Source organism: Streptomyces sp. NPDC127100 (assembly GCF_042724095.1).
Classification (GTDB): Bacteria; Actinomycetota; Actinomycetes; order Streptomycetales; family Streptomycetaceae; genus Streptomyces.
Genome location: NZ_JBHXFL010000001.1, coordinates 483,163 through 494,465, shown reverse-complemented (window position 1 = coordinate 494,465; position 11,303 = coordinate 483,163). Strand labels below are relative to the sequence as shown.

Below are 11,303 nucleotides of genomic sequence, written 5' to 3'. Positions count from 1 at the left end.
GGCCCACGCGAGGCTCTCGCGTGCTCGAAGCGGCCGTCCGTGCGCCGGCGCCGGCCGGCCTCGTGCACCCATCACACTGCCGCCCCGGCACACCGGACGCCACCGAATAAGGCGTCCCGGCCCCGGTGGGCCCGGGGCCGGGACGCGTTATTCGGTGGCACCGTCAGGACCGGGGCCCGGTCACTCCTCCCCCGCGAGCGTCAGCGACCGCAGCTTCTGGCCCGCGTACCAGGTCGCGAGCACGGTGACCGCGACCAGCAGCACCGTCGCGGTCGGCAGCCCCACGTCGGAGGTCACCAGGTTCCCGTCGGCGACCTTCTGCGCCACGGCCAGCGACCACTGCTGGACGCTCAGGGTGCGGGCGCCGGGCACGAGGGAGCCGAACAGGGCCTCCCAGACGAGGGCGTAGACCAGCCCGAAGACCACCGCGTGCCGGGACACCGTGCCGAGCAGCAGGAAGAGCGCGGCGTAGGCGATGGAGGCGACCAGCGCGGCGATCGTGTAGGCGACGGCGACCTGCTGGCCGTTGCCGTTGAGGATCAGGCCGGCGAGCAGCGTGGGCACGGCGGAGAACACCATGGTCACGGCGACGGCGATGATCAGCTTGGTGAAGATGATCGTCGGCCGCTTGATGGGCTTGGACAGCAGGTACACGACCGAGCCGTCGTCGATCTCGGGGCCGATGGCTCCGGTGCCGGCGATGACACCGATGATCGGCACCATGGTGGCGAGCGCGAACCCGCCGAGCACGTCGGAGGCCGTCTGGTCGTCGGCTCCGGTGAGGGCCCGCACCGCCACGGCGATGACGAGCAGCAGCAGGGGGAGGGCCCCGAGGATTAGGGCCCTGCGGCGGCCGAGCAGGGCCCGGTAGGTGAGCCGGGCGACTGTGGGGTCGTACATTCTTCGGCCTCCTACGCCGCGACGAGATACGAGAAGACGGACTCGAGGGACTCGTCGGACGGCGAGACCGTGAGCAGCCGGATGCCGTGGTCGCGGGCGACCCGGGGCAGCAGGGCCGTGAACCGGCCGAAGTCGACGGCCTGGACGCGCAGCGCGCCCTCGGCGAGGTCGACCTCGATGCCGGACGTCGACGGGTCGGCGATCAGCGCCGCCGCGAGGGCCCGGTCGTCGCTGGAGCGCACCAGGTAGCGGTGCGGCCGGTCGGTCATCAGGCGGCGGATCCTGCGGAAGTCGCCGCTGGCCGCGTGACGACCGGCGACGATCACCTCGATGTGCCGGGCGAGCTGTTCGACCTCTTCGAGGATGTGCGAGGAGAACAGCACGGTGCGGCCCTCGTCGCCCATGCGGCGCAGCAGGTCCATCAGCTGCATGCGCTGGCGCGGGTCCATGCCGTTGAACGGCTCGTCGAGCAGGAGCAGGGAGGGCTGGTGGACGAGGGCGGACGCCATCTTCACGCGCTGCCGCATGCCCTTGGAGTACGTGGCGATCCTGCGGTCCTGCGCGTACTCCATCTCGACCGTGGCGAGGGCCTGCTGGGCGGCCTTGGCACCCAGGCCGTGGAGTTCGGCGTTGGCGAGGACGAACTCGCGGCCGGTGAGGAAGTCGTACATCGCCTCGCGTTCGGGGACGATGCCGATGTGCCGGTAGATGGTCTCGTTGCGCCAGACCTGCTGCCCGTCGAGGGTGACGGTGCCGGTGGAGGGTGCGAGGAAGCCGCCCATCATGTTGATGAGGGTGGACTTCCCGGCTCCGTTGGGGCCGAGCAGGCCGGTGACGCCGGGGCCGATCGTCATCGTGATGTCGTTGACGGCGACCACGTTGCCGAACCAGCGGGAGACGCGGTCGATGGAGAGAGTGCTCATGGGCGCAGCCCGTTCCTCGTGAGGGTGGTGGCGGCCGACGGGTCGGGCGTGGTCACAGGCCCACCTTCTTGTAACGGCGCATCAGGAGCCCGTACGCACCGGCGATCAGACCCAGGGTGACGAGGACGTAGACCGCGCCCTCCGCGGTGCCGGGGCCGGTCCCGCCGGGGAAGGAGGACGTGGCGCCCAGGAACGCGGACTGCACGCCGTCGATGAGGGTGATCGGCGAGAACAGGCCGATCCAGGCGATGGAGCCGGAGCTGTCCTGGACTTCCGCGATGGCCTGGAGGGTGGAGACCGCGCCGTAGGTGATGGTCAGGACGGCGATGACGGCCGCGATGCCGAAGCCGCGGCGCGGCGTGACCGAGGCGATGACCAGGCCGAGGCCGGCGAAGAGCAGCGAGAGCAGTGCCACGGAGACGAGTCCCTGTGCGAATCCCTTGGTCTGGTCGGCGAAGTCGAGCTTGGCGAGCAGGGCGCCCACGTACAGCACCAGCAGGGGGGCGGCGGTGAGGAGGAAGAGCGCCGAGGCCAGGGCCGCGTACTTGGCGCGGACGTAGTCGGCGGTCTCGATGGGCCGTGAGAAGTAGAGCGGCACGGTCTTGAAGCGCAGGTCGCGCGAGACCGACTGGGGTGCCTGGGAGGCGACGTAGAGGCTGATGACGGCCTGGAGGACGATCGCGTAGCGCGTGTAGTCCAGGGGCAGGTCGTCGGCCTTGGTGGCGACGGCGACGGCGACCATGATGCCGGCGGGCAGGCACATGACCACGAACAGGAGCATCGGCAGGACCTTGGACTTGGCCGAGCGGCCGAGGCCGTAGGCGCCGCGCAGGGACTGCGAGTACAGGGAGCGGCGGGCGTAGGCGCGGCCGAGGCGGGGGCCGTCGTAGCTGCGGTAGCCGATGTTGTGGATGCGGGTCTGGTCGCCCGGCCCCGTGGCGGGTGCCGGCAGGGGCTGTTCAGTTGCCATGGCCGACCTCCTCCTTCCGTGCTGCGTCGCTGTCCTTGAAGACCTCCGAGATGTGGTGCCTGCGCTGCTCCATGCGCACCAGGCCCAGGCCGAGGTCCGCGATGACGTCCCGGACGAGGTCGTACGTCTCCTCGCCCGACGCGCTGAGCAGCAGGGTGTGGCCGGCGCCGGGCAGGCCGCTGCCGTCCTCGGTGGTCACCCCGCGCGCGTGGAGCGCGTCGCGCACCGCGCGGGTGCCGTCGGGGTGCTCGTCGGTGTCGGTGACCTCGATGGCGAGGGTCGTCGTGGTCTGGGTGAAGTCGGTGGTGGAGCTGGAGCGCAGCAGCTTGCCGCCGTCGACGACGACCACGTGGTCGCAGGTGCGTTCCAGTTCGCCGAGCAGGTGGGAGGTGACGAGGACCGAGATGCCGAAGTCGGTGTGGACGCGGCGGATGAGGCCGAGCATCTCGTCGCGGCCGACCGGGTCGAGGCCGTTGGTCGGCTCGTCCAGGAAGACCAGTTGCGGGTCGTGGACGAGGGCCTGCGCGAGCTTCACGCGCTGCTTCATGCCGGTCGAGTAGCCGCCGATGGGGCGGTAGCGCTCCTCGTACAGTCCCACGTGGCGCAGTGTGTCGGCGGTCCGTTCCCGCGCGGCGGTCGGGGGCAGGCCGGACATGCGCGCCATGTGGACGACGAACTCGGTGGCCGAGACGTCGGGCGGCAGGCAGTCGTGTTCTGGCATGTAGCCGACCCGCTCGCGGATGTCGGCGCCCTGCGTGGCGACGTCGAGTCCGAGCACCCGGGCCCGGCCCTCGGTGGCGGGGGACAGACCCAGCAGGATCTTGATCAGGGTGGACTTGCCGGCGCCGTTGGCACCCACGAGTCCGGTCACACCGGGTCCGATGTCCACGGAGAGCCGGTCGAGCGCGGTCACCCGGGGGAACCGCTTGCTCAGGCTTTCGGTCGCGATCACAGTCACATCCACGACGGTAGTGACGCCCGCCACGCCGGTCGTCAGACCGGAGAGCCGTCTTCGGGTCAGACTCGAGTAGTACCCGCCCGTAGGGGATGCGGTACCTGAGGGTCACGGCCCGGGGTCCGGGGGCCGCGCCTCCGCCCTATTGACGCCGGGTCTAACAACTGGGAGATTCGGCGGCGTCACGGACGGGGGGATCTCCTGGTCGTCACCGACTCCGCGGGTCCCCGGAGCAGAGCCGTTCGTCCGGACGACGATCTGCCGCACGTGCGGCGCTGGGCGGAGGAGAGATGACGGTTCCGGACGGAGCACGGGAGCGCCGGGTGCGCTCGGGCGATGTCGAGCTGTGCGTGGCCGAGCTGGGTGACCCGGGGCAGCCGACGGTCGTCCTGGTACACGGTTACCCGGACAGCAAGGAGGTCTGGTCCGAGGTGGCCGCCCGCCTCGCCGGCCGGTTCCACGTGGTGCTCTACGACGTCCGGGGCCACGGCCGGTCCAGCGCACCGAGCCCGCTGCGCGGCGGGTTCACGCTGGAGAAGCTGACGGACGACTTCCTGGCCGTGGCGGACGCGGTCAGCCCCGGTCGGCCCGTGCACCTGGTGGGTCACGACTGGGGCTCCGTGCAGGCGTGGGAGTTCGTCACGGTCAGGCGCACCGAGGGCCGCATCGCGTCCTTCACCTCGATGTCGGGGCCGTCCCTCGACCATTTCGGCCACTGGATCGGCCGGCGGGTCAGGCGGCCCACCCCGCGCCGCGTGGGCCAGCTCCTCGGCCAGGGCGCCAAGTCCTGGTACGTCTACCTGCTGCACACACCGGTCCTGCCCGAACTGGCCTGGCGCGGCTCGCTCGGCAAGCGCTGGCCGGGCATCCTGCGGCGCGTGGAGAAGGTGCCCGGCGGGGACTACCCGACCGCGTCCCTGCCGTCGGACGCCGCGCACGGAGCCTGGCTGTACCGGGACAACGTCCGGCCCCGGCTGCGGCACCCGCGCGAGGACGCCTACGCGCACGTGCCCGTCCAGCTCGTCACGCCCCTCGGCGACGCGTTCCTCTCGGAGCGGCTCCACGACGAACTGGAACGGTGGGCGCCGCGGCTGACCCGCCGCACCCTGCCCGCCAAGCACTGGGTGCCGCGCACCCGGCCCGACCGGCTCGCGGACTGGATCACGGAGTTCGTCACCGACGTCGAGGGCGGACGGACCGGGGCGACGGCGAGCGGCAGGCACGCCGACCGCTTCGGTGGTCAGCTGGTCCTGGTCACGGGCGCGGGCAGCGGCATCGGCCGGGCGACGGCGTTCGCGTTCGCCGAGGCCGGCGCTCGCGTGGTGGCCGTCGACCGGGACGCCGCGTCCGCGGCCCGCACCGCGGAGCGGTCACGGCTGCTCGGCGCCCGGCAGGCCTGGGCGGAAACCGCCGACGTGTCCGACGAGCAGTCCATGGAGAAGCTCGCCGCCAGGGTCGCCGCGGAGTACGGCGTGGTGGACGTCCTGGTGAACAACGCCGGGATCGGCCTGTCGGGCTCCTTCTTCGACACCACGCCGGAGGACTGGAAGAAGGTCCTCGACGTCAACCTGTGGGGCGTGATCCACGGGTGCCGCCTCTTCGGCCGGCAGATGGCGGAGCGGGGACAGGGCGGCCACATCGTGAACACCGCGTCGGCGGCCGCCTTCCTGCCCTCCAGGGTACTGCCCGCCTACAGCACGTCCAAGGCGGCCGTGCTGATGCTCAGCGAGTGCCTGCGCGCCGAACTGGCCGGGCAGGGGATCGGCGTGACGGCGATCTGCCCGGGCCTCGTCAACACCAACATCACCTCGACGGCGCGCTTCGCCGGGGTCGACGCGAGCGAGGAGAGGCGACGGCAGCAGCGCACCGCCCGGTGGTACGGGAAGCGCAACTACCCGCCGGAGAAGGTCGCCGCCGCGATCCTCGAGGCCGTGGTGCACGACCGGGCCGTCGTCCCGGTCACACCCGAGGCACGCGGCGCCCACCTCGCGTCCCGCTACCTGCCGGGGGCGTTGCGCAGGCTCGCCCGGGTGTCGCCGCCGCTGTAGCCGCCGCGGGAGCGTCCCCACGGGCCTGCGGACACCCTCGTACGGCCGTGACCCGCACCTCGGGCGGCAAAACCGTTCGCGCGACGCGTGCCCCTCTCGGCACGCTGGTCGCATGGACGGAGAACAGAGGGACGACAGACGCACCGTGCGGGTGTCCAAGTACCTGTCGAAGCATCTAAGGCACCAGCCGGACCGCATCGGGCTCACCCTCGACGAGGCCGGCTGGGTCGAGATCGACGCGCTGATCGCCGCGGCGGCCGCGCACGGTTTCCGCTTCACCCGGCAGGAGCTGGACCACGTGGTCGCCACCAACGACAAGCGGCGGTTCGCCGTCGAGGGCACCCGCATCCGGGCCAGCCAGGGACACAGCGTCGACGTGGAGCTCGGGCTGCCCGCGGCGGAACCGCCGGCGTATCTCCACCACGGGACCGTGGCCCGCGCCCTCGACGCGATCCGGGCCGAGGGCCTGCGCCCCATGAACCGAAACCACGTGCATCTCTCACCGGACCGGGAGACCGCCACCCGGGTCGGCGCCCGACGCGGCAGGCCGGTCGTCCTGTCGGTGGACGCCGCCGCCATGCACCGCGACGGCCACGTCTTCCACGTCAGCGCGAACGGGGTCTGGCTGACCAAGGCCGTGCCTCCGCGCTATCTGCGTTTTCCCGGCCCGCACTGACACCATGCGATCGCCGGGTGGGGGTCCAGTCGCACACGGTGACGGCCGGCGGCCGTTTCACGTGAAACAGGGACCGGCCGCATAGGCTCGGAGGCATGAGTCTTCGCTTGAGCACTGTGATCCTTCCGTACCGCCGCTGGCACGAAGGCGGCCGTTCGGCCTGGACCCGGGCCGAGCAGCTCGGTTTCCACACCGCGTACACCTACGACCACCTGTCCTGGCGGAGCTTCCGTGACGGCCCGTGGTTCGGTGCCGTGCCGACGCTCACGGCGGCCGCCGCCGTGACCGAGCGCCTGCGCCTGGGCACCCTGGTCACCTCGCCGAACTTCCGGCACCCGGTGACGCTGGCCAAGGAGCTCATCTCCCTCGACGACATCTCCGGCGGCCGCATCACGCTCGGCATAGGAGCGGGCGGCACCGGCTTCGACGCCACCGCGCTCGGCCAGGAGCCGTGGACGCCGCGTGAGCGGGCCGACCGGTTCGGCGAGTTCCTCCCGCTGCTCGACCGGCTGCTCACCGAGGACGCCGTGTCGTACGAGGGCGACTTCTACTCGGCCCACGAGGCGCGCAACATCCCGGGTTGCGTCCAGCGGCCCCGGCTGCCGTTCGCGGTGGCCGCGACCGGCCCGCGAGGCGTGCGGCTCGCCGCGCGGTACGGGCAGGCATGGGTGACCACCGGTGATCCGAAGCTCTACGAGAACGGCACCCCCGAGCAGTCGGACCGGGCGCTGCGAGCCCAGGCCGACAAGCTGGCCGACGCCTGCGCGGCGATCGGCCGTGAGGTCGGCGAGCTCGACAAGGTCCTGCTCAGCGGCTTCACCCCGGACCGCAGCCGTCCGCTGGAGTCCGTGGACGCCTTCGTCGACTTCGCCGGCCGCCACCGTGACCTGGGCTTCACCGAGCTCGTCGTCCACTGGCCCATCCCGGACTCGGACTTCACGGCCGACGAGAAGATCTTCGAGCGGATCGCCATGGAGGCCCCGGCGCAGTTGCAGGGATGAGAGCCGTGGCTCACAGATGTGCGGACTCCCGCACGGGCGTGCGGGCATATGCGTGACAATGGCCGGGTGACCTCAGCGACCCGACAGCCCGAGACCCCGGCCGCCGCCGTGCGCCCGCGACTGATCGCCACCGACCTGGACGGCACGCTGCTGCGCGACGACAAGTCGGTCTCCCCGCGCACGGTCGCGGCACTGGCGGCCGCCGAGAAGGCGGGCATCGAGGTCTTCTTCGTCACCGGCCGCCCCGCCCGCTGGATGGACGTCGTCAGCGAGCACGTCCACGGACACGGCCTCGCCATCTGCGGCAACGGCGCGGCCGTGGTCGACCTGCACGGCGGCCCCGGTGCCCATCGTTTCGTGAAGGTCCGGGAGCTCGCCCGCGAGAACGCGCTGGACGCCGTACGGCTGCTGCGCGACGCGGCCCCCGGCACGGTGTACGCGGTGGAGCAGACCTACGGCTTCCATCAGGAGCCGGCGTACCCGAAGCTGCACATCGAGGTGCCCGACACCCTCGCGCCCGCCGAGGAGCTGCTGGCGCCGGGGCTTGACGGGGCCGAGCCGGTCCTCAAGATCCTCGCCTTCCACCCCGAGCTGGAGCCCGACGCCTTCCTCACGCTGGCCCGCCTCGCCATCGGCGACCGCGCCAACGTCACCCGGTCCAGCCCCAGCGCCCTGCTGGAGATCAGCGGTCCGGAGGTCTCCAAGGCCAGCACGCTGGCCCTGTGCTGCGCCGAGCGCGGCATCTCGCACGAGGAGGTCGTCGCCTTCGGGGACATGCCGAACGACGTCGAGATGCTCACCTGGGCGGGGCGGTCCTACGCCATGGGCAACGCGCACCCGGACGTGATCGCCGCCGCCTCGGGCCGGACGGTCGCCAACAACGACGACGGGGTCGCGGTGGTGGTGGAGCGCATCCTGGCGCAGACCTTGTGACGAGCCGGGTCCGGACGCGACCGCGGACCGGCCCGTTCAGAGCGGCACCCCGCGCTGCTCCAGCCACGGCACCGGGTCGAGGGCCGAGCCCGGCTCCGGTGTGACCCGCACCTCGAAATGCAGGTGCGGCCCGGTGGAGTTGCCGGTGCTGCCCGACTGGCCGATCCACCGCCCCGGTCCGACCCGCTCGCCCTGGCGGACCGAGACGGCGGCGAGATGGGCGTACTGCGTGCAGTAGCCCCCCGGGTGCCGCACGACGACCTGCATGCCGAAGGCGCCTCCGCACGTCACCCTCACCACCCGGCCCTCGCCGACCGACCGCACCGGCGTCCCGACCGGCACGGCGAAGTCCTGCCCGGTGTGGCGGTTCGCCCACCGCGCCCCGCCGCTGCCGAAGGACGCCGACAGTCGGTACGTCTCCACCGGCGCGACCCACGCCCGCGAGGAGCGCGGTTCCGGCTGGTCCAGGCGGACCGCGCCGGGGCAGGAGCCGTCCGTCACCGACGCGTTCGCCTCCCCCGCCAGCCGGGAACGTGCGGCCAGCAGCTTGTGCTCGATCGTCTTCCTGAGGGCCGCCAGCTCCCCGTTCCGTCTCTCCAGTGCCTGCCAGGCCGCGGTCGCCCGGGCCTCGTCGGCGGCGAACCGGGCCTCGGCCCGCCGGCTCCGGCCGAGGGCCCTGTCCACGGCCAGGTCGGCCCGTCGCAGCGCGTGCTGACCGCGCATCAGCTCGTCCGGGTCGTCGGCGAGGACCATCCGCGCGGTGAGCGGGAGGCCGCCTCCACCGCGGTACTGGGCGCGGGCGATGCTGCCCAGGTCCTCGTGCACGGCGGCGACCTCCTGGCGTTGCCGGTCGAGCAGCTCGTCGTAGCGCCGGGCCCTGGACCGCTGCGCCTCGGCCTCACGCCGGCCCCGCTCGTACTGTTCGGTGGCCTTGGCGGCCTCCTCGTACAGCCGTGCCACCCGCGCCGCGGCGGCGGTGCCGGACCCGCCGCTCCCGTCGGTGGCTCCGGCCGGACCGGCGGCGAGTACGGCGAGTGCGCACAGCACGACCGGGACGAGCAGCGGACGGCGGCGAGGTGAGAGCATGGCAGCGATCGTGGCCCGGACACGGGCGCGCGGTCCCGTCCGTGTCGTACGGGAGGGGGACCGATTGCTGCACACGGCCCAGTGCCGTTGCTGCACACGGGTCAGCGCGCACCTGACGGCTCCTCAGTACGGTGCCTCCCACCGCACCGTCGTCCCGTGGCCGTCCGCTTCCGGGCCGGGTCCGACGCGGCTCGCGCCACCGAGCGTCTCGGCGCGGCGCTCCAGATTGCGCAGGCCACTGCGCCTGCCGCCCTCGGGGATGCCGACCCCGTCGTCCGCGACGGTCAGCCGGACGCCCGGCCGCCCGTCCGGCAGCGTCACCTCCGCGTCGACGACCACGTCGATCCGCGTGGCCCGGGCGTGCCGGAAGGCGTTGGACAGCGCCTCGCGCAGGGCGGCGATGAGGTTCTTGCCGGTCAGGTCGCCGACCGCGCCGTCGACCGGGCCGACGAAGCGGTACGAGGGGGTGAAGCCCAACGGCACGGACGCCATGGTGATCTCCCGCAGCACCCGGGCGCGCAGCCCTGCGGGAGCCTCGGCGGGCTGCCGCAGCGCGAAGATCGCCGAGCGGATCTCCTGAATGGTCACGTCGAGTTCGTCGACGGCCCTGCCCACTCCGTCGCGCACCCCGGGCACGAGCGGTCCGCGCTGGGCGCTCTCCAGCATCATGCCCGTGGCGAACAGCCGCTGGATGACGAGGTCGTGCAGGTCACGGGCGATGCGGTCGCGGTCCTCGTACACGGCGAGCCGCTCCCGGTCCCGCTGCGCGTCGGACATCATCAGTGCCAGCGCGGCCTGTGCGGCGAACTGGCCGCCGAGCTCGCGCTCCGTCCGCGTGAACGGACGCCCTCCCCGCGCCCGGGGCATGACCAGGCTGCCGAGGATCCGTCCGTGGCTGCACAGCGGCAGGAGCATGATCGGCCCGTAGGCACGCACCGGCCCGGTGTCCAGTCGCGGGTCGGTGGCCGCGTCGTCGACGAACACGGCTCGCCCGGCACGGAGTTCTGCGATCACCCCGTTGTCCGGCGGGACGACCGTGCCCAGCGCGTCCGTGGGGCGCGGCGCCGCGACGGCCGCGATCTCCATGCCTCCCCCGTCGGCGGTCAGCAGCACGATTCCGGCGGCCGCCCCGGAGAGCCGGCGGGCCTGTTCGGCGACGACCTGGAGGGCGTCGTCGGTGTCGCCGCCGGACAGCAGCGCGGTGGTCACGGCGACCGAGCCGTCGATCCAGCGCTCCCGCTGCTGCGCGGACTCGTAGAGCCGCGCGTTGCCGATGGCGATTCCCGCCTCCGTGGCGAGGACGCGGACCATGGCCAGGTCGTAGTCGTCGAACGACTCGGCGTCCCGCTTGTCGGTCACGTAGAGGTTGCCGAAGATCTCCCCCTGCACACGGATGGGCACCCCGAGGAAGCTGCGCATCGGCGGGTGATGCTCGGGAAAGCCGCAGGAGCGCGGATCGCCGGTCAGGTCCGTGAGCCGGACCGGCTCCGGGTCGCGGACGAGGGCGCCCAGCAGGCCCTTACGGCCGTCGGGCAGGTGCCCGATCCGGCGGACGGTCGCCTCGTCGATGCCGTGGTGCACGAAGTCGGCGAGACCGTCGCCGTCCTCCGCGACGACGCCGATGGCCGCGTACCGGGCGTCCGCGAGCTCGGCCGCGGTCTCGCAGATCCGGTTCAGCGTGGAGTGCAGCTCCAGCCCCGTGCCCACCGACCGCATCGCCTCCAGCAGCTTCGGCACGCGCGCCAGGAGCTCGGCCGACACTCCGTCGCGGGAAGGCGGACGGCCGGGGGACGGGGCTGCGGACATGAACC

General features: G+C 72.7%; 10 protein-coding genes and 1 pseudogene. 5 read left to right on the top strand and 6 right to left on the bottom strand.

All coding sequences use genetic code 11. From position 1 onward, the window contains the following. Positions 1-180: 180 nt before the first annotated feature. Genes ACFWJB_RS02355 through ACFWJB_RS02340 form a run of 4 tightly spaced genes read right to left on the bottom strand, consistent with a single transcriptional unit; the run spans position 181 to position 3,745 of the window. Complete coding sequence (locus ACFWJB_RS02355) at positions 181-900, bottom strand: ABC transporter permease subunit (protein WP_386919748.1); 720 nt, start codon at positions 898-900, stop codon at positions 181-183. An 11-nt stretch (positions 901-911) separates the two neighbouring features. Beyond that, positions 912-1,823, bottom strand: a complete 912-nt coding sequence (locus ACFWJB_RS02350) for an ABC transporter ATP-binding protein (RefSeq protein ID WP_385459194.1) — start codon at positions 1,821-1,823, stop codon at positions 912-914. A 52-nt stretch (positions 1,824-1,875) separates the two neighbouring features. Beyond that, complete coding sequence (locus ACFWJB_RS02345; RefSeq protein ID WP_385459196.1) at positions 1,876-2,793, bottom strand: ABC transporter permease; 918 nt, start codon at positions 2,791-2,793, stop codon at positions 1,876-1,878. Beyond that, positions 2,783-3,745 (bottom strand): ABC transporter ATP-binding protein, encoded by a 963-nt coding sequence (locus ACFWJB_RS02340; protein WP_385459293.1) that lies wholly within the window; start codon positions 3,743-3,745, stop codon positions 2,783-2,785. Before ACFWJB_RS02340 ends, ACFWJB_RS02345 begins: the two co-directional genes overlap by 11 nt. Before the next feature lie 198 nt (positions 3,746-3,943). Here ACFWJB_RS02340 and ACFWJB_RS02335 point away from each other — a divergent pair. The 5 genes and pseudogenes from ACFWJB_RS02335 to ACFWJB_RS02315 form a co-directional block, all read left to right on the top strand. Further along, positions 3,944-4,042 (top strand): annotated as a pseudogene (locus ACFWJB_RS02335) (Xaa-Pro aminopeptidase); the annotation flags it as partial. Continuing rightward, positions 4,039-5,796, top strand: a complete 1,758-nt coding sequence (locus ACFWJB_RS02330; RefSeq protein ID WP_386919745.1) for an SDR family oxidoreductase — start codon at positions 4,039-4,041, stop codon at positions 5,794-5,796. The pseudogene ACFWJB_RS02335 and the gene ACFWJB_RS02330, both read left to right, overlap by 4 nt. Positions 5,797-5,908: 112 nt before the next feature. After that, positions 5,909-6,472, top strand: coding sequence for an RNA 2'-phosphotransferase (locus tag ACFWJB_RS02325; protein ID WP_386919743.1), 564 nt, complete (start codon positions 5,909-5,911; stop codon positions 6,470-6,472). A gap of 95 nt (positions 6,473-6,567) precedes the next feature. Then, on the top strand, positions 6,568-7,473 hold the full coding sequence (locus ACFWJB_RS02320) for an LLM class flavin-dependent oxidoreductase (RefSeq protein WP_386919741.1): 906 nt from the start codon (positions 6,568-6,570) through the stop codon (positions 7,471-7,473). A gap of 48 nt (positions 7,474-7,521) precedes the next feature. After that, positions 7,522-8,406: an HAD-IIB family hydrolase gene (locus tag ACFWJB_RS02315; protein ID WP_386919739.1), complete on the top strand. Its 885-nt coding sequence runs from the start codon at positions 7,522-7,524 to the stop codon at positions 8,404-8,406. Between the two features lie 36 nt (positions 8,407-8,442). Here ACFWJB_RS02315 and ACFWJB_RS02310 read toward each other — a convergent pair whose 3' ends face one another. Then, complete coding sequence (locus ACFWJB_RS02310) at positions 8,443-9,492, bottom strand: peptidoglycan DD-metalloendopeptidase family protein (protein WP_386919737.1); 1,050 nt, start codon at positions 9,490-9,492, stop codon at positions 8,443-8,445. Between the two features lie 123 nt (positions 9,493-9,615). After that, positions 9,616-11,298 carry a GAF domain-containing sensor histidine kinase gene (locus ACFWJB_RS02305; RefSeq protein ID WP_386919735.1) on the bottom strand — a complete coding sequence of 561 codons (1,683 nt, stop codon included), beginning with the start codon at positions 11,296-11,298 and terminating at the stop codon, positions 9,616-9,618. Between the last annotated feature and the right edge of the window lie 5 nt (positions 11,299-11,303).

What these genes read in the sequence shown, in the direction of transcription:
- ACFWJB_RS02355 (WP_386919748.1), bottom strand. Translation starts at nt 900, where the DNA reads ATGTACGACCCCACAGTCGCCCGGCTCACCTACCGGGCCCTGCTCGGC.
- ACFWJB_RS02350 (WP_385459194.1), bottom strand. Translation starts at nt 1,823, where the DNA reads ATGAGCACTCTCTCCATCGACCGCGTCTCCCGCTGGTTCGGCAACGTG.
- ACFWJB_RS02345 (WP_385459196.1), bottom strand. Translation starts at nt 2,793, where the DNA reads ATGGCAACTGAACAGCCCCTGCCGGCACCCGCCACGGGGCCGGGCGAC.
- ACFWJB_RS02330 (WP_386919745.1), top strand. Translation starts at nt 4,039, where the DNA reads ATGACGGTTCCGGACGGAGCACGGGAGCGCCGGGTGCGCTCGGGCGAT.
- ACFWJB_RS02325 (WP_386919743.1), top strand. Translation starts at nt 5,909, where the DNA reads ATGGACGGAGAACAGAGGGACGACAGACGCACCGTGCGGGTGTCCAAG.
- ACFWJB_RS02320 (WP_386919741.1), top strand. Translation starts at nt 6,568, where the DNA reads ATGAGTCTTCGCTTGAGCACTGTGATCCTTCCGTACCGCCGCTGGCAC.
- ACFWJB_RS02315 (WP_386919739.1), top strand. Translation starts at nt 7,522, where the DNA reads ATGCGTGACAATGGCCGGGTGACCTCAGCGACCCGACAGCCCGAGACC.
- ACFWJB_RS02310 (WP_386919737.1), bottom strand. Translation starts at nt 9,492, where the DNA reads ATGCTCTCACCTCGCCGCCGTCCGCTGCTCGTCCCGGTCGTGCTGTGC.
- ACFWJB_RS02305 (WP_386919735.1), bottom strand. Translation starts at nt 11,298, where the DNA reads ATGTCCGCAGCCCCGTCCCCCGGCCGTCCGCCTTCCCGCGACGGAGTG.